General features: G+C 59.5%; 15 protein-coding genes. 8 read left to right on the top strand and 7 right to left on the bottom strand.

Annotation, left to right across the window (positions count from 1 at the left end; genetic code table 11):
* Nucleotides 1–52 precede the first annotated feature (52 nt).
* Nucleotides 53–286: a DUF433 domain-containing protein gene (locus Q7U39_14210; GenBank protein ID MDO9119109.1), complete on the bottom strand. Its 234-nt coding sequence runs from the start codon at nucleotides 284–286 to the stop codon at nucleotides 53–55.
* A gap of 150 nt (nucleotides 287–436) precedes the next feature.
* Between Q7U39_14210 and Q7U39_14205 the strand changes: the two genes are divergently transcribed.
* The 8 genes from Q7U39_14205 to amrB all read left to right on the top strand — a co-directional run bounded on the left by Q7U39_14205 (nucleotide 437) and on the right by amrB (nucleotide 9,040).
* Nucleotides 437–808 carry a hypothetical protein gene (locus Q7U39_14205; GenBank protein MDO9119108.1) on the top strand — a complete coding sequence of 124 codons (372 nt, stop codon included), beginning with the start codon at nucleotides 437–439 and terminating at the stop codon, nucleotides 806–808.
* Nucleotides 805–2,637 carry a glutamate mutase L gene (locus tag Q7U39_14200; GenBank protein MDO9119107.1) on the top strand — a complete coding sequence of 611 codons (1,833 nt, stop codon included), beginning with the start codon at nucleotides 805–807 and terminating at the stop codon, nucleotides 2,635–2,637. The genes Q7U39_14205 and Q7U39_14200 overlap by 4 nt, the downstream gene beginning before the upstream one ends.
* 109 nt (nucleotides 2,638–2,746) lie before the next feature.
* Nucleotides 2,747–3,877: a hypothetical protein gene (locus tag Q7U39_14195; GenBank protein MDO9119106.1), complete on the top strand. Its 1,131-nt coding sequence runs from the start codon at nucleotides 2,747–2,749 to the stop codon at nucleotides 3,875–3,877.
* Between the two features lie 152 nt (nucleotides 3,878–4,029).
* On the top strand, nucleotides 4,030–5,298 hold the full coding sequence (locus Q7U39_14190; protein MDO9119105.1) for a hypothetical protein: 1,269 nt from the start codon (nucleotides 4,030–4,032) through the stop codon (nucleotides 5,296–5,298).
* Nucleotides 5,295–5,945 carry a hypothetical protein gene (locus tag Q7U39_14185; protein MDO9119104.1) on the top strand — a complete coding sequence of 217 codons (651 nt, stop codon included), beginning with the start codon at nucleotides 5,295–5,297 and terminating at the stop codon, nucleotides 5,943–5,945. Before Q7U39_14190 ends, Q7U39_14185 begins: the two co-directional genes overlap by 4 nt.
* Nucleotides 5,946–6,059: 114 nt before the next feature.
* The gene (locus Q7U39_14180; GenBank protein MDO9119103.1) at nucleotides 6,060–6,902 is read left to right on the top strand and encodes a hypothetical protein; all 843 of its coding nucleotides are present in this window, start codon (nucleotides 6,060–6,062) and stop codon (nucleotides 6,900–6,902) included.
* A gap of 14 nt (nucleotides 6,903–6,916) precedes the next feature.
* On the top strand, nucleotides 6,917–7,666 hold the full coding sequence (locus Q7U39_14175; GenBank protein MDO9119102.1) for a hypothetical protein: 750 nt from the start codon (nucleotides 6,917–6,919) through the stop codon (nucleotides 7,664–7,666).
* A gap of 132 nt (nucleotides 7,667–7,798) precedes the next feature.
* Nucleotides 7,799–9,040, top strand: coding sequence for an AmmeMemoRadiSam system protein B (amrB, locus tag Q7U39_14170; protein MDO9119101.1), 1,242 nt, complete (start codon nucleotides 7,799–7,801; stop codon nucleotides 9,038–9,040).
* A gap of 18 nt (nucleotides 9,041–9,058) precedes the next feature.
* Here the strand turns inward: amrB and Q7U39_14165 are convergent, their stop codons facing one another.
* The 6 genes from Q7U39_14165 to Q7U39_14140 all read right to left on the bottom strand — a co-directional run bounded on the left by Q7U39_14165 (nucleotide 9,059) and on the right by Q7U39_14140 (nucleotide 16,018).
* Nucleotides 9,059–9,475 carry a response regulator transcription factor gene (locus tag Q7U39_14165; protein MDO9119100.1) on the bottom strand — a complete coding sequence of 139 codons (417 nt, stop codon included), beginning with the start codon at nucleotides 9,473–9,475 and terminating at the stop codon, nucleotides 9,059–9,061.
* Complete coding sequence (locus Q7U39_14160) at nucleotides 9,444–10,199, bottom strand: trypsin-like peptidase domain-containing protein (GenBank protein ID MDO9119099.1); 756 nt, start codon at nucleotides 10,197–10,199, stop codon at nucleotides 9,444–9,446. The genes Q7U39_14165 and Q7U39_14160 overlap by 32 nt, the downstream gene beginning before the upstream one ends.
* Before the next feature lie 256 nt (nucleotides 10,200–10,455).
* Entirely contained in the window at nucleotides 10,456–10,677 is a 222-nt protein-coding gene (locus Q7U39_14155; GenBank protein MDO9119098.1) for a hypothetical protein, read from the bottom strand.
* Nucleotides 10,678–11,388: 711 nt separating this feature from the next.
* Nucleotides 11,389–12,912, bottom strand: a complete 1,524-nt coding sequence (locus Q7U39_14150) for an HlyD family secretion protein (GenBank protein ID MDO9119097.1) — start codon at nucleotides 12,910–12,912, stop codon at nucleotides 11,389–11,391.
* Nucleotides 12,909–14,423, bottom strand: coding sequence for an efflux transporter outer membrane subunit (locus Q7U39_14145; protein ID MDO9119096.1), 1,515 nt, complete (start codon nucleotides 14,421–14,423; stop codon nucleotides 12,909–12,911). The genes Q7U39_14150 and Q7U39_14145 overlap by 4 nt, the downstream gene beginning before the upstream one ends.
* Nucleotides 14,420–16,018 carry an MFS transporter gene (locus Q7U39_14140; protein MDO9119095.1) on the bottom strand — a complete coding sequence of 533 codons (1,599 nt, stop codon included), beginning with the start codon at nucleotides 16,016–16,018 and terminating at the stop codon, nucleotides 14,420–14,422. Before Q7U39_14140 ends, Q7U39_14145 begins: the two co-directional genes overlap by 4 nt.
* Nucleotides 16,019–16,022 lie beyond the last annotated feature (4 nt).

The raw sequence follows: 16,022 nt of genomic DNA, 5'->3' as shown, positions 1-16,022 counted from the left end.
TGAAGAAGGGCGGAGGATTCCGGCGGGAGGTTCTCGTCGATCTTAAATCGCACTAGGCTGCACCGGTCTCCAGCGAAACGATACGCCCGCGCGCCAATTCAGCGGCGTACTGCAACGCGGCTTGGACGTCTTCTTTTGCCAGACGATAAGCAGTCGTAATTTGGTCGGGAGTTTCGCCTGCCGCGATGTTATCCAAAACGACCGACACCATCACTCTCGTCCCTTTGATGCAAGGTTTGCCGTGACAGATAGCGGGGTCTACGGTTATGCGATCACGCCAGGTCATAGGGACCTCCTCGATGATTGGTATTGCTATGCTGGCATAGGACCATCAAACCTTGCAATGGATCGGCGGTTCCAGCATTAAATTGACTCTCTCCCCCCCCCTTCCTATAATGCCTTTCCATAACTGTTTTGACTGCCTTTCCACACACTTATGGCTTCCTTCACCAAGGTTTCTCTGACGGAAAAGTGGAAACAGGTCCGTGCGGGACTGTCCCATGCGTTTTCCACTCGATCTGAAGCCGAAGCCTTTACGATTGAAGATCTGGCGCTGTTGCAACGTATAGCGGATGCGGTGGTGCAGCGGAGGATGACCGCTCCGGCGGTCGTGTTTCTGGAATCACTCGGGCCGATGAGTTTTCTTGGCAGCCAGGCGTTGCATTTCTTTGCGCCTATCATTGAACTGGCGTTCAGCGCCCAGGAAGTGTCGCAGGTCGCAGCGCTGCTTGAACGCCGGGATACGACGGTTCGCCTCATTGCATTGATCGAAGCGGCTTCGACTCCTCAGGGGGCGACAGCTCGATGAGCACGGCCATTCACGCTTCTGAAAAACCGAAGATCGACCATCCGCTGAATGTCATCGTTGCCACGGACTGCGGCAGTACCACCACCAAAGCCATTCTCATTGAAAAGGTCGGCGATGAATACCGCCAGACGTTTCGCGGCGAAGCGCCGACGACGGTCGAAGCTCCGTTCGAGGATGTGACGCGCGGGGTGCTCAACGCGATTGCCGAAATTGAAGAACTGTCGGGCCGGAAGATCCTCGACGGCGAGACGATCATCACGCCGTGCCGTGATGCCAAGACCGGTGTCGACATCTACATTTCAACCAGCAGTGCCGGCGGCGGATTGCAGATGATGGTCACGGGAGTCGTGCAGAACATGACGGGGGAGAGCGCCCAGCGTGCCGCGCTCGGCGCCGGTGCCATCGTGATCGATGTGTTGGCCTCGAATGATGGCCGTCTGCCGCACGAGAAAATCGAGCGGATCCGGACGATGCGGCCCGACATGATTCTGATGTCCGGCGGAACGGATGGCGGGGCGGTCACTCATGTCGTCGAAATGGCGGAATACATTGCGGCGGCGGAACCGCGTCCGCGGTTCGGCGCAACGTACAAGTTGCCGTTGATCTACGCCGGCAACAAAGAAGCCCAGCCGCAGGTACGGAAGATATTAGGCGAGAAGGCGGCTCTTGAAGTGACGGATAACATCCGCCCGGTGTTGGAAAAAGAAAATCTCGCGCCGGCTCGCAATAAGATCCACGATCTGTTTCTCGAACATGTCATGCAGCAGGCGCCGGGATACAAAAAGCTCATCGAGATGACCGGGGCGCCGATCATGCCGACACCGGCGGCGGTGGGCCTCATCATGGAAGCCATCGCCAAACGGGAGCATCTGAATCTGATCGGCGTGGATATCGGCGGCGCGACGACCGATGTGTTCTCAGTCTTTGAAGGCGTGTTCAACCGCACGGTCAGCGCCAATCTGGGCATGTCCTATAGCATTTCCAATGTACTGGCGGAGGCAGGGCTGGCGAACATCATGCGCTGGGTGCCATTCAACATTGATGAACAGACGCTTCGCAATCGCATCAAGAATAAGATGGTCCGGCCCACGACAATTCCGCAGACGCTCGACGAATTGCAGATCGAACAGGCGATTGCCCGTGAAGCGTTACGGCTGGCGCTCATCCATCACAAGTCGCTTGCGACCGGTCTGAAGGGTATTCAACAGGAACGCACGATCTCTGACGTATTCGAGCAGCAGATCTCAGGCAAGAGCCTCGTGGACATGCTCAAGCTGGATCTGATCGTCGGGAGCGGCGGGATTTTGTCGCATGCTCCGCGCCGCATTCAGTCGATGCTGATGATGGTGGATGCCTATGAGCCGCTTGGGTTCACGATGCTCTCCGTGGACAGTATTTTCATGATGCCGCATCTGGGTGTCTTGTCGACGATCAATGAGAAGGCGGCGACGGATGTGTTCGTGCGGGATTGCATGGTCTATCTCGGCACCTGTGTGGCGCCGATCGGGCAGCTGAAAGACGGCGAACGGTTGGTGGACTACGAGATCATGTTTTCAGACGGGCGCGCCGTGAAGGATCAGTTGAAGATGGGTGAGTTGCGACTCTTCCCGCTCGGGCCGAATCAGAAGGCCAAGCTGACGATGCAACCGGCGAAGACGGTCAACCTTGGCCAGGGCGCCGGCGTGCCGGTCAGCCGCGAGGTGCAGGGTGGGGTCGTCGGGCTTTTGTTGGACGGCCGCGGCCGGCCGCTGAAGCTGCCGGCCGATGAACCGGCTCGGGTTGCGGCGCTGACGAAATGGTTCAAGGCAGTGGAGTTGTATCCAGGATGAGAGCGATCAGCGGTCAGCAATCAGCTCTCAGTGGGGGGAGCAGAAGGACAGTACGGTGGGAAGGTTTTTGCTGAAAGCTGTTGACTGACAGCTCAATGCTTTCAAGATCATGGCGCATTCATATACACCAGGGCTGACAGTCACCGAACAGACCGTCATCAGGCGGCGGCGGCAATTGCCGTTGCCCGGCACGGTCTTGGTCGCGTTCGGCGATACGGTGCAGTCGAATCAGCCGGTGGCCAGGGCCGAGTTGCCCGGCAAGGTCTATCCGTTGAACCTGGCCAATCAACTGGGCGTCGCGCCTGATGAGATCAAAGAATATTTGATCAAGAAAGAGGGCGAACCGGTTCAGAAGGATGAAATTCTGGCCGAGAACAAGCCGCTGATCAAATGGTTCAAGACGGAGATCAAGTCTCCGATCACCGGCACGGTGGAATCGCTCTCGACCATCACCGGTCAGGTGCTGCTCCGTGAACCGCCGCGCGTGCTGGAGTTGCTGGCGTATGTGGATGGGACGGTCGTGGAGGTGCATCCTCGTCAGGGTGTGACAGTCGAGGCGCGCTGCAGTCTGGTCCAGGGGATCTTTGGTATCGGCGGTGAGACGTCCGGTCTGTTGATGATGGCCGTCACGAAGCCGGATGAAGCCCTGACGCCGGCTCATATCAACGCCGATATGAAGGGGAAGATTGTCGTCGGCGGGTCGTTTCTCTCCGCTGAGACGATGGCCAAGGCGAAAGAAGTCGGCGTTGCCGGGTTAGTCGTCGGCGGGATTCATGATAAGGATCTCCGGGCCTTGTTGGGATACGATTTGGGAGTGGCTATTACCGGAACCGAGCAAGTGGGGTTCACGCTGATCCTTACGGAGGGGTTCGGGACGATCCCCATGGCGCAGAAGACCTTTACGCTGCTCTCCGCCCATGCCGGGGAGAAGGCGGCGATTTCCGGGGCCACGCAGATTCGCGCCGGGGTCATTCGGCCCGAGATCATCATCGCGAAACCTGCCGGTGCGGCACAGGCCGGAGCGACGGCAGCACCGCAGCGCGAGGGCATCCGGATCGGCGATCCGGTGCGCATCATTCGCGATCCGCTGTTCGGCAAGATCGGAGAGGTCTCGGCGTTGCCCACAGGTCTCCAAAAGATTCCCACAGAAAGCGACGCGCGCGTGCTGGAAGTGCGATTCCCGGACGGGCAGGTTGCCGTCATTCCCAGAACGAATATCGAAGTCATCGAAGGTTCGTAGCAGGATGCTGAAAAAGTCCGCCAGCGGCGTTCTCACCTTGAAGGCATCCTCAACGTACCCCAGAGGGTACGCCTCCGGTGCCTTCATCGGCTGCGGCCTTGCTGGACGAACTTTTTGAGCATCCTGTGGAGATGAATGTCGTGATGGGGCCAATGAGTAGTGACAGAGGACGAAGATGGGGCCTGTTCCATCCGGCTATCTTTATCTGCGCCTGTCTAGTCGGACTTGTTCCGTCTTCGGGGTGGGCTGAAGGGATGCTGCCGGCGCCGGTGAATGTGCAGGCGTTCGACACTCCGAATGATGGAGGCGAAAGCCTCACGGTCAACTGGGCGCCGAGTCCGTTGGATGGCCCTGAGGCCCGCTATCAGGTGTTGCTCGGCGATGCCGGTGCCTCGGATGCGGCTTCACTGAAAGTCATCGCCGAGTTCCCGGCCCAGACTCGCCTGGTGAAAGATCTCAAGGGACCCTGGTGGACGAGAACGGCAGACCGCAACTGGCATCAGTTCGTCATCCGGAACGGGAAGGGTGTCGAGCTCAAAGACGGGACTGCGTATACGGTGACCGTGGCGATGCTCAAAGGCGAGGACCGAACGGTTGGTCCTTTGCTTCATGCGACCCCGGCTCCCAACTGGTTCAACTGGAACTCGGTGAACAACCTGGTCTTGACGCTCCTCTTCGGGGGCGTGGTGTTTTTTTCCATTGCGCAAGCGAAGCGCCGCGAGATCTTTCTGCGGCGGATCCCTGGTCTCGATGCGGTGGATGAAGCGATCGGCCGGGCGACCGAGCTGGGGAAGCCGATTCTCTATCTGACCGGTGCGCACGATATGCACGATCCTTCCACGATTGCCGCGGCGGTGATTCTCGGACGGGTGGCGAAAAGGACGGCGGCCTATGAAACGGAGCTGCTCGTGCCGCACCGCGATCCCATTACCATGGCGGTCTGCCAGGAAATCACCAAGCAAGCGTATTTGGAAGCGGGGAAGCCGGATCTGTTCAAGGAGGATTCGAATTTTTTCATTACGAGCGATCAGTTCAGCTATACCGCCGCGGTCGACGGGATCATGTTGCGCAAAAAGCCGGCGGCGAATTTCTTCATGGGGTCGTATTTTGCCGAGGCCCTGCTGCTGACGGAAACCGGGGCGAGCACCGGGGCCATTCAGATTGCGGGAACCGACTCGGACCACCAGTTGCCGTTCTTCGTGACGACCTGTGACTACACGTTGATCGGGGAGGAGCTATATGCCGCGAGCGCCTATTTGTCGCGTGAACCGGTCCAGCTTGGGACTCTGCGCGGGCAGGATATCGGGAAGGCCATTATCCTCTCGGTGATCGGAATCGGAGTGCTGTTGGCGACACTGGGCGTTGTGACGCAGGCCACCTGGCCACAGGACGTGCTCGACTTCTTCAAGGATGTGAAATGATCTTTCTTCGCCGACAGATGCCGCTGCTGATTACGATGATTACCGGGCTGATCTTTGCGGCTCAGTATTATGTGCCGCATCCCGCCTCCGAGCAGTTGCTCACCTCCGCCACAAAGTGGCTCCAGATTATCGGCGGTTTTGCCCTCGTGCTGGGCGTGACCAGTCTGTTCCATGTGCATGCGGCCAAGATTCGCCGGAAAGAGGCTGGTTGGGGCTACAGCGTAGTCCTCTATGCCGGCATGTTGGGCACGATCGCGGTCGGCTTATGGGCCAACGGAAAAGAGAGTGTCGAGGGGGTCTCAACGGCATTCGGTTGGGTCTACAACTTCATGATGGTTCCGTTGCAAGGAACCATGTTTGCCATTCTGGCGTTCTTCATCGCCTCGGCGGCCTATCGCTCGTTCCGCGCCAGAAGCCGGGAAGCCGCCGTGTTGCTGATCGCGGCCGTGATCGTCATGATGGGCCGCGTTCCGCTGGGTGAATATCTGGTGCCGATCAGCGGGGATATTTCCCAGTGGATTCTAAACGTGCTGAACGCCTCCGTACGCCGTGCCATTTTGATCGGCGTCAGCCTGGGGGCCGTGGCCCTGTCGTTTAAAATCATCTTCGGCGTCGAGCGATCGTATCTGGGCGGAGGAAAAGAGTGATGATGAGCGATCAGCTGTTAGCCGTCAGCTCTCAGCTCAGGAGTCGGCGGCTCCTTTGTAACCTGAAGGCTGATTGCTGATGGCCGAATGCTTGATAGCGACGAAGGAGCTTCTGTGACCTTCGCGGAACGCATGCTCAATATCGACCGCCGGATCATCTTTGTCGTGATCGGGCTGTGCACTCTCTTGCCGCTGCTCTATCCGGTCGGCCTGCCCATCAAGATTTCTCAGGAAGTGCGCGGGGTCTACGATCATATCGAAAGCCTGCCCGAACGTTCGGTACTGCTCCTCTCCCTCGATTTCGATCCCGCCTCGAAGCCGGAACTCTATCCGCAGGCCGTGGCCATTCTCCGCCATGCCTTCAAGAAGAATCTCCGGGTGGTCGCAATGACCCTGTGGGTCTCCGGCACGGGCATGGCCGACGAGCTGTTGACCAAGGTGGCGACCGAATCGGGTAAGCAGCGCGGCGTCGACTATGTCTTTCTCGGGTGGAGCCCGGGAGGGACGGCGGTCATCATCAACATGGGGCAGGACCTCTACAACGCGTTCCCCAGTGATTACGGCGGCAAGCCGACCAAGGGACAGCTGGTACTGGAGGGGGTCAACAGTTTGAAGGACGTCACCTATGCGATCAGTTTGGGGGCGGGTAATCCCGGCGTCGAGGCCTGGTATGTCTTCGGGAAGGACAAGTACAAATTTGAGTTGGGCGGCGGCTGCACGGGGGTGATTGCACCGGGCTTGTACCCGTTGCTGCGGAGCGGCCAGATCAACGGGCTGATCGGCGGGCTGCGGGGCGCGGCGGAATACGAAAGCCTGATCGGGCAAAAGGGCCGGGCTGTGGCGGGGATGGATGCGCAGTCGGCCACTCACGTCGCGATTATCGTCCTGGTCGCGTTGTGTAACATTTTCTACTTCACGCTCAGGCGTCATGCCCGACAACAGGGTTCGCAGCCATAGAGGATAGACCAGGCATGGATGCAACGATTATCGGGGCGTGGGTCGCAACAGGGTTAACTCTGTTTATCTTCTCCTTTTTGTATAAGGATAATCCGCTCTTTAAACTGGCGGAGAATCTTTATGTCGGGGTGTCGGTCGGTTATACGATCGTAAAGACCTATGACACGGTGATCCTGCATCTGATCTGGAAACCCATCGTCGAGAATCAGGAATGGACGCTCCTGATTCCCGTCACGATCGGTCTGCTCATGCTCACTCGCTATGTGCCGAAAGCCGCCTGGCTGTCGCGCTATGCATTTGCGTTTATCGTGGGAGTGGGGGCGGGGCTGGCGATTCCGCGCACCGTATCATCGTTTATCTTGAAGCAGATTGAAGACACGGTCCGGCCGTTGCTGATGCTCGTGCCGGGGGATGGCGTGACCTTCTCCTGGAATCTGCTGAATCCGGCCAGCAGTATCAATGTCATCATCGTGCTGCTCGGCGTGAGTTCGGTGCTGTTCTACTTCTTCTTCTCAGTGGAGCACAGCGGACCGGGAAAGGCGGTGGCCAGGACGGGCGTCCTGTTCCTGATGATCGCGTTCGGCGCAGCCTTCGGTTATACGGTTATGGCCCGCATGTCGCTCCTGATCGGCCGGCTGACCGATTTGATTGAATACTCCGATCCCGCCTACGGGCGGCCGACACTCTGGCTGACGCTGGTCACGGTCGGCACCTTGATCGCCCTCGGCCTACGGCGCCGAAGCGAGCCGCCGGACTCTCACTGACTGAGGTTTGAGGCCAAGGCTGAAGGGTGAGGGGGGCCGCGTTCTCTCGACCTCGATTTTACCTGAGCCTTTCCCCACCGGTTGCAGCTTCTTCTTTCCCTCCTTTACAATGGCGCTCGACCAAGGAGCATTATGACTACCACGACTGCCAAAGACCCCAAGCACTATCCAGCCCTGCGCAATCTCCAGTTCTCCCCCATTAAGGAAGGAGAAGAGCAGTACATCGTGTTGTGGGATCCGACCGGCCTGAGCAAGGAACGGCTGGTGCTTCCGCTCAACTACTTCTTCATCATTCAGCATTTCGACGGCGAGCATTCTCTCCAGCAAGTGGGGGCCCTCTATCTGAAACGGTTCGGTGAGTTCCTGATGCCGGATAAGGTTGAGCAGTTGGTAACCGACCTCGATCAGAAACTGTTTCTGGAAGGGGAACGGGCAGAAGAAGCCCGCAGAGAGCAGCGCGCGCAGTATCGTGAGAGCCCGCTTCGCACAGCGTCCTTTGCCGGCCGCGCCTACGAGGCGGACGGCCTGAAATTGAAGAAGCAGATCGACGGATTTTTTACGTCGAAAGAAGGCCCGGACTTTAAACCCTCAGAGAATGCCGGCAAACCCATCAAGGGGCTGGTTGCGCCGACCTACGATCTGAAACAGGCCGGTTCGATCTACGCCTGGGCCTACAAGGAACTGCAAGAGGCGACGCAGCCGGATGTCTATGTCGTCATCGGCACGGCCTACGCCGGTCTCGACAATCTCTTTGCCGTCACGGACAAGGATTTTGAGACGCCGCTCGGTGTGGTGAAGGCCGATCAGCCCTTGCTGGCGAAGATCAAAGAACGGTTCCCCGTGGCGTTCGAAGAGGATCTCTGCCACCAAGCCGAGCATGCGATTGAGTTCCAATTGCCGTTTCTCCAGCAGATCGTAGGAGCCAAGAAGCCCTTTACCATTGTGCCGATTCTCTGCTCATTTTCCGCGCTGAGCATGGCGGAAGCCCCGATCCAGCAATCGGTCGAAGTGTTTCTGGCCGGGCTGCGCGACATCCTCAAGACGTCAGGCCGCAGCTACTGTGTCGTCGCGGCGGCGGAGCTGGCCCATCTCGGGATGCGCTACGGGGATAAAGAGCCGCCGACGGACTTCTCGTTCCATCGATCGATGCAGCACGATCTGGAAATGTTGAAGCCGGTGGAAGAGCGGAAGCCGGAAGAGTTCACCAAGTACATCATCACCGAGAACGATAAGCGCCGCATCTCCGGGTTCGCGCCCATCTATGCTCTTTTGCGCCTCATCGAAGCCGAATCAGGCCAGGTCCTTCGCTACGACCGCGGCATCACCGATCAGTACAACTCGACCGTCACCTACGCCTCGATGAGTTTTTTCTAGCCGAGCCCTCGCCGGTCTCTAGTTCATGTGAAACGCCGCTTGTCCGATGGCAAGCTCCTCGTCGCGACTCCACGCGTGTCGCACAACGGTGCGAATGGCTAAGACCAAAGACTGCGTGGATCCCTTGATCAGGTATCCGGACGCGCCGGCCGAGAATGCCGCCGCCATTACTTCCGGTTCGGTGTGGGAGGTGTGAAAGATCACGCGACAGTCCGGCAGTGTTTTGCGGAGTTCCCGCACGGCTTCGATACCATCCATCCGCGGCATCTCGATATCCGTCAGCACGAGATCAGGTCGTAGAGCTTGCGCGGCCGCGATGAGGACCTGTCCATCCTCCGCGGTCCCGACTACAGAGTATTCGGGCTCCAGGACCGATTGAAGCAACGAGAGCATCTGCGATTCATCATCGCACAGGAGAATGCGAAGGCGTTTCATTGGGTACCTCTTGAAGAGGAGAAGGGGCAGGACCGGCCACCATTGATAACACGAGATCTTTGGCGGAGTTGACGGCTGTGGCGGAGGCCACGCTGCGGCCTCCGGGGAGTGCGGTCGTGACGATTCCGATGATGTGGCCGTCCGCGTTCACCAGCGCGCTTCCGGCCTCATCGGATCGGATGGGGATGCTGGTTTGAATGAGCCGCACTTCGCGCTGCATCGGATAGAGATCGGTGATGCGGCCCCTGCGCAGCTCTCCGCCCGATTGGGTGGCAGCGATGAGAAAGACTTGGTCTCCGACCCGTACGCGGTCAGAATTCCCGGTTTTCAGAGGGGGCCAACGTACCCCGGTATCGACCAGCTGAATGACCGCGAGATCGGTGAACGGATCTCGCCGGACCACGTGCCCTTGCCTGTGTCGACCGTCGGCGAGGCGGACATCCACAGCCGTCGCTCCGTCCACGACCTGGCCATTCGTAATGATGGTGCCCGATGGCAGAAAGATGACGCCGCCACCCGTTCCCAACTCATGTGAGCGGCCGTCTACAGAGATGCCGACGGTGGCTTCCAGCATGGTGCGGGCAGCCTGGCTGTCGAAATCATGATTCAACTCATTCCGCTGAATGGCTCCCTTCACTTCCCACGCAGTGGCAAGGAAGAGGAGCGCTACTCCGGTTATCAAGGTGTATTGAATAGCCGTGTGCCTGCTGTTGAGAGATGTCATAGGCTCCTCCTTTGCGGTGTGGATCGATCGAGGCACCGGTGGGGGCCGTGGAACGGTCACGTGGGCCACGGGGTTCCCGCGATAGCAGGGGCCGACTGGACGGCCGGCGATTGGCACGGATGATCATGTCCTCGAGTGACCCGCAATTCACACAGCGATCACATTCGACCTGTTCAGCGGAGCTCATGCCGTTTACCTCAAACAGGCGTTCCCTCACGAGTAACCCGCCACATCGGAGACAGGACATCTTCATCGCCTACTCAGTCCTCACGCAGATTTGGTAATCCCAGGGGAGCGGGGTGAGGCTGATCACCTGCTGTTGCTCAAGGTGGTTCAGCGCTCGCAAGAGGCTGATCCATCGACAGTCGGAAAGAGCAGCCGCGAGACCGGTGAAGGTGAGTGTCCGCTCCCGAACGACGAGGTCGCGAATTCTGGATTCGATGGTTGCAGACAAAAGGTCGGCGCCGCTCGGCCGCATGGCGGTTCCTCCGTGGGGTGCGTCGGGCCCTGACAGTTCGTGAATTTGCAAGAGTGGGTCCAGCGAGCGAGTTCGACGGATTGCGCCAAATCAGCCGATTTCCATGGAGAGCCGTGAGGCATTAGGCGTCAGGCTCTCTTTGTCTGGCAATTCGCACGGTGCGCATCGAGCGAAATGGCTCATTCCATGGTTGTCGCGGGTAGTATCCGGTCATGCCCTGGCAACTGTTCCTTCGGCCTGTGTCGGAGCGGTCGTCGGGTTATTCGGTTGGGCCACAGGCCGGGAGGGTGTGCGGGAGTGTGAGGTAATGAGGAGACGTGGTGCGCGAGAAATCTGGAAGCGGGAACATCCGCTGCGAAACGTCGGGAGGGGGAGGAGCGGTCAAACGACTACGGAATCAGTCCCCATGTACTCCAAGCGAGTATTCCGGCGATCGCAAGCATGGCCCACGCCAATTCTCTATCACCGAATGACTTCACCAGATCTTTCATCGTCAACCTCCCGTGAGAGTGGATGTCACCGCCTATATCTAGGGTTCTAGCAAAGGCAATGCCGCTATTCTAGGCTGAATTTTCGGCCATATTTAACGTGGGGCTTGATCAATCCGAGCGAATCCGCACAGGTCGCACTGTGCGGCCTTGGTGCGGGGAGGGGGGCGAGGCTGAAGTTTGCTCAGCAAATCGGGAGTGCTGACAGGGGGATCGGCACCAGTTATCTGGAATCGAAGGATTGCCTGCCGTAGTTCTGATCCATGTCCAGGCGGAGTCGGGAGGGGCTGCGTCCTCCCTCCGGTCCCAGTAAGCCGGAACCCGGACCGATGGAGGGGGTCAGTGGAGAGGCTGAGACTCCCAGATCGGGACTGTGCCGCGGAACAAATGAGCGGGAAAGATGATCGACGTGTTCGGACCTCACGGCTGAATCAACGGGGGGCACGGCCTTGGAGGATTTTCGCCAAGTGCCTTGTTCCAGGTCCGCCGGTCGCTTGCTCCCGTCCTCCCGCGCCAGCAACACGTCGTTCAATTTGTCATGGTGTGCGATCACGAGATTATTGGTCATCACTTCTTTCGCCATGGCCTCTGCGGTGGGAAGTTCGTCGGCATAGACATCGGTGGCATACTCGGCCGTCGAGGGCGAGGCTGAAGACGACCACACAGACTGCCCGGTTTCCCCGATATTGATCGTCGTGACGGTGGACAGACCCGGCCTGATCGGATGCTCACGAATCTCCTGTTCCGGCAGCGCGATGCGGACCGGAACCCGTTCGACGATATGGATGAAGTTGCCCGTGGCGTTGTCCGGCGGCAATAAGGCGAATGCGCTCCCGCTGCCGGGCACGAGTCCTTCGACTGTGCCGTGAAAGGTGTATTGCGATCCGTATAGACCGACGTTGACCAGCGCCGTCTGTCCCGGGCGGATATGTTGCAGCTCGGTTTCCCGCAGATTCGCCTCAACCCACAAATGATCCAGCGGCACGATCGTCATCAGCGGCGCGCCGGGATGCACGCGATCGCCGACCTGCGCCTTCCGTTTTGCCACATAGCCGGAGATTGGTGCCTTGATCTGTTGGCGGGTATATTCCAGATAGGCTTCGATGAGCTGATGTTTGGCCAACTCGACGGCCGGATGCGCCATGACCGTCGTGCCGCCCACCTGCGCATCGAGCGTATCGAGTTCCGCCTGCGTTTCCCGTACGTCCGCTTCCAGCGACAGAAGTTTATCAGACGTATTTTGGAGGATTTGCTTGGACACGGCACCGCTCGCCGCCGCCGCCCGATAGCGCGCCATGTCGTGGAGCGCCAGATTCACGCGGGCAGACCGTGAGGTCAATTGTTCTGCCAGCTGTTTTCTCGTCATGAAGAGGGCCGCGATGCGCCGGACTTCCTCTCCGAGATGCCCGCGCGCGCGCCCCAGCGCCGCGTAGGCCTGATGTTCGTCGAGGCGGATCATCAAGTCGCCCCGATTCACAAATTGCGTTTCCTCGGCCAGCACCTGCGTGACAATCCCGGAGGCTTGCGCGGCAACCGGGACGAGGTTGCCGGTTACATACGCATTGTCGGTGCGGACCCAGAACCGGTCGTGCGTCCACCAGTAGTTGAGATAGCCGACGGTGGCGATCAGCACGAGTCCGGCCACGATCAACAGCCGCCGGTTCCGGCGGGCGCGGATGGCCTTGGGGTGGATCCGGGAAGAGCCCGGTGCCGGTGACGTCGTGGAGGGGGGCGGTGTTGTGGTCATTGTGTACTCGGGTTGTGTTGTGGTCTCTTTTCGATATCCTGATTCTTATAGCCGCCGCCCAGCGCTTCTATGAGATCCACGGCCGCGACCAGTTGGTCGCTTTCCAGCGCTCTCAGCGCATATTCCTGTTCCAGCACCGGCTGGCGATGCCGTAAGACCTCGCGATCGTCATCCAGGCCTGTGATGAGCCGCACCTTCGCCAATTGCACGTCTTCGCCGAGGGAGGCCATCAGGCGCTTGTGCGACTCGATCATCTCGCGCGTCGCCTGCCAGGCACTGAGGCTGTCGGCCACGTCGCGCATCGCATCGAGCAGCGTCTCATTGTAGAGTTCCACGGCCGAGTCGTATTCCGCCCGTTGCGCGGCCAGCTCTCCCCGCAGGCGGCCGCCCTCGAACCAGGGCATGCGCAGCCCCGGCGCGAAGCCATAGGCGTTGCTCTGGCCGCTGAACAGCAGATTGGATAATTTATCGGCGTGTTTCATCAGCGTGAGCGCGTTGAATCCGACGAAGGCCGTGAGATCGATCGTGGGGTAAAATTGCGTCTTGGCGACTTTGACCAACCGCGCGGCGGCGTCGGCCCGGTAGAGAGCTGCGGCCAAATCGGGGCGATGGATCAGCAACCCGATGGAGAGATGATCGGGCGCTGCAATCTGTTCGGGCATGACGGCGACCGGTTTTGTAAACAGGTGGAGCGCATAATCGGGGCCTTGGCCGGCCAGCCGCGCAAGAACATGGCGCTGAACATCCAGTTGATCGCGGATGCCTGTCTGGCGTTTAACCGCCGCTTCATAATCGGCGACGGCGATTTTCACGGGATGTTCGTTATCCAGGCCGAGACGGAACCGGATCTCAGCGAGTGTACGCAGGTTCTGGCGGATGGCGACCAAGGTCTTCACGATGCCGAGCTGCTGCTGAAGTGCTTGCCCTTTGAAATAGGACCGCGCAATGGCGGCGGTCAGCCGCAGGCGCACTTCGGCCTTTTCAGCTTCTTCCGCGGCCGCTTGTCCCAGCGCCGCTTCGACCGTGGCTCGGTTTTTCCCCCAGAAATCGAACTCGTACCGGAAGCTCAGTGGATTGACGATCCCCAGCAGAATCCTGTCTCCCGCCACTTTCGGATTCAGAACCGCAAACACGCCGTGTTGCGAAATGCGTTCGTGGGTCAGCGAGGCATCGGCTTCCAGAAACGGCAGCAGCCGCGCGCCTTCCACTTTCACCAGCGCTTCGGCTTCACGCAACCGCGCCGATGCGCGCTTGAGGCCGGGATTGTCTTTAAGGGCCGTTTCGATGAGTGCGTTCAATTCCGGACTGCTGAATTGCGTCCACCAGTGTTCCTCCGGCCATTGTTGAAGCCGGCTAGCGACTTCAGCGAGGGTCTCTTGCATTTCCGGTGGTTCGAGCAACTCGGCGGGAGGATTCCCCGGCGGAATCCAGGCGCAACTGCCGAAGAGCAGCGCGCAGGCGATGCCGAGGTTGATCCGCAGTTGCAGTGCCCTGATGCAACGGGATGTCATGGCACCTCCTCGATCAATGCTTCCGCGCGGAGTTCCCGCAACTCTTCCGCCGGAGTCGGCGAGAGTGGCACGAGAGTCGGATGCGCGAGCCAGACCAGCGCCCCGATGCCGAGGAACAGACCGCTGGCCACCAGAAAGGCATCGTTCAGGCTCAGGATCGCCGCCTCTTGTTTGATCAACGCGCCGAGTTTGGCGTTCACTTGCGACGGCGCGAGTCCCGCCTCCATGAGTTTGGTCGTCAACTGCCCCAGCGGATCGTACGAGATGGACAGCCGCCCGCCGAAGTGGTCGGCCAGATTGAGTTGATGAAAGTGCGCGCGCCGAAAGAGGACGATGCCTTGGAACGTGATGCCGAACGCGCCGGCGGCAACCCGCAAGAGATTGGCGACCTCGGCCGCGCGCATCACCAGAGGACCTGACAGACCGTGCAGGATCAGCACCGTCAGCGGCGTGAAGAACGAGCCGAGGAAAATGCCTTCCACGACCATCGGCCAGAACAGCTCGTCATACGAATGGGGGTCATCGAACAAGCCGATCCAGTAAAAGGTGGCGGCAAATCCGAGACTGTTGAGACAGATCAGCCAGCGCGCATCGATGTATTTGCAGAGCAGGTGCATGACGGCGATCGCAGGGGCGCCCAGGAGAACCAGCGGGAGCAGCGCGAGGCCGGCCAATTTCGACGAATAGCCAAGAATTAACTGGATCTGCACGACCAGGAGCGAGAGCAGGCCTTGGATGGAAAAGAATCCGATGGTCAGGCACGTGACGCCGATGAGGAAATTACGGTGCTGAAACAGCCGGAGATCCAGCGTGGGGTGCCGCTCGCCGAGTTCCCAGATCACGAAACAGGGGAGGGCGATCAACAGGACGACGCCGATCGCTTGGAGAAGGGGCGAGTCCAGCCAGTCGAAATCATTACCCATGTTGAGAAACGTCTGCAGGCCCAGCAGCAGGGTCAGAAGCAGCAGAAATCCCACGAGGTCGAAGCGCCCGTATCGTCGGCGGAACCCGCGTCCGTGGAGGAGTGCTCCGAGCGTCCCGACGATGATCATGGTCAGGACAAAATCCAGATAAAAGAGGGAGCGCCAGCCGAATAGGTACGCCAGGTAGCCGCCGACCGGCATGCCGATCGTAAACGGCGTGATGCTGAACAATCCCCAGACGCTCAGGGCCACGGCTTTCAACCGCTTGGGATACTCGTTGAGCAACATCGATTGGGCGATCGGCAGGGTAATCCCGCCGGCGATCCCCTGCGCGATCCGGGCCGGAAGAAACTGCGAGAGCGTTTCGCTGGCGCCGCACAGATAGGAGGCGATGCTGTAGACCATGAACGCGCCGATCAGCAGGCGATAGTCGCCGACACGGCCGGAGAGATAGCGCGCTAGGGGAAATCCGAGCGCCAACCCGACCATGAAATCGGTTTGTGCCCAGGTGAGAAAACTCGGTAGGACGCCGCCGAGGTCGCCGGAGACATGCGGCAACAGCGCGATGTACGAACCGGCATTGAACAGGACGACGATGTGGGCCAAGCCGAGGACGGCATTGAAGAGCACGAACCGCCATCCCCGCAATCGTCTGAGAAACACCGCTGCCATTGTG

The organism is Nitrospira sp. (assembly GCA_030653545.1).
Taxonomy (GTDB): Bacteria; Nitrospirota; Nitrospiria; order Nitrospirales; family Nitrospiraceae; genus Nitrospira_D.
This window is presented reverse-complemented; position numbering and strand designations above follow the sequence as displayed.

Coding starts and splice junctions, on each gene's coding strand:
- Q7U39_14165 (MDO9119100.1), bottom strand. CDS start 9,475: ATGAAACGCCTTCGCATTCTCCTGTGCGATGATGAATCGCAGATGCTC.
- Q7U39_14155 (MDO9119098.1), bottom strand. CDS start 10,677: ATGCGGCCGAGCGGCGCCGACCTTTTGTCTGCAACCATCGAATCCAGA.
- Q7U39_14210 (MDO9119109.1), bottom strand. CDS start 286: ATGACCTGGCGTGATCGCATAACCGTAGACCCCGCTATCTGTCACGGC.
- Q7U39_14190 (MDO9119105.1), top strand. CDS start 4,030: ATGAGTAGTGACAGAGGACGAAGATGGGGCCTGTTCCATCCGGCTATC.
- Q7U39_14140 (MDO9119095.1), bottom strand. CDS start 16,018: ATGGCAGCGGTGTTTCTCAGACGATTGCGGGGATGGCGGTTCGTGCTC.
- Q7U39_14200 (MDO9119107.1), top strand. CDS start 805: ATGAGCACGGCCATTCACGCTTCTGAAAAACCGAAGATCGACCATCCG.
- Q7U39_14150 (MDO9119097.1), bottom strand. CDS start 12,912: ATGACCACAACACCGCCCCCCTCCACGACGTCACCGGCACCGGGCTCT.
- amrB (MDO9119101.1), top strand. CDS start 7,799: ATGACTACCACGACTGCCAAAGACCCCAAGCACTATCCAGCCCTGCGC.
- Q7U39_14145 (MDO9119096.1), bottom strand. CDS start 14,423: ATGACATCCCGTTGCATCAGGGCACTGCAACTGCGGATCAACCTCGGC.
- Q7U39_14195 (MDO9119106.1), top strand. CDS start 2,747: ATGGCGCATTCATATACACCAGGGCTGACAGTCACCGAACAGACCGTC.
- Q7U39_14205 (MDO9119108.1), top strand. CDS start 437: ATGGCTTCCTTCACCAAGGTTTCTCTGACGGAAAAGTGGAAACAGGTC.
- Q7U39_14160 (MDO9119099.1), bottom strand. CDS start 10,199: ATGACATCTCTCAACAGCAGGCACACGGCTATTCAATACACCTTGATA.
- Q7U39_14175 (MDO9119102.1), top strand. CDS start 6,917: ATGGATGCAACGATTATCGGGGCGTGGGTCGCAACAGGGTTAACTCTG.
- Q7U39_14185 (MDO9119104.1), top strand. CDS start 5,295: ATGATCTTTCTTCGCCGACAGATGCCGCTGCTGATTACGATGATTACC.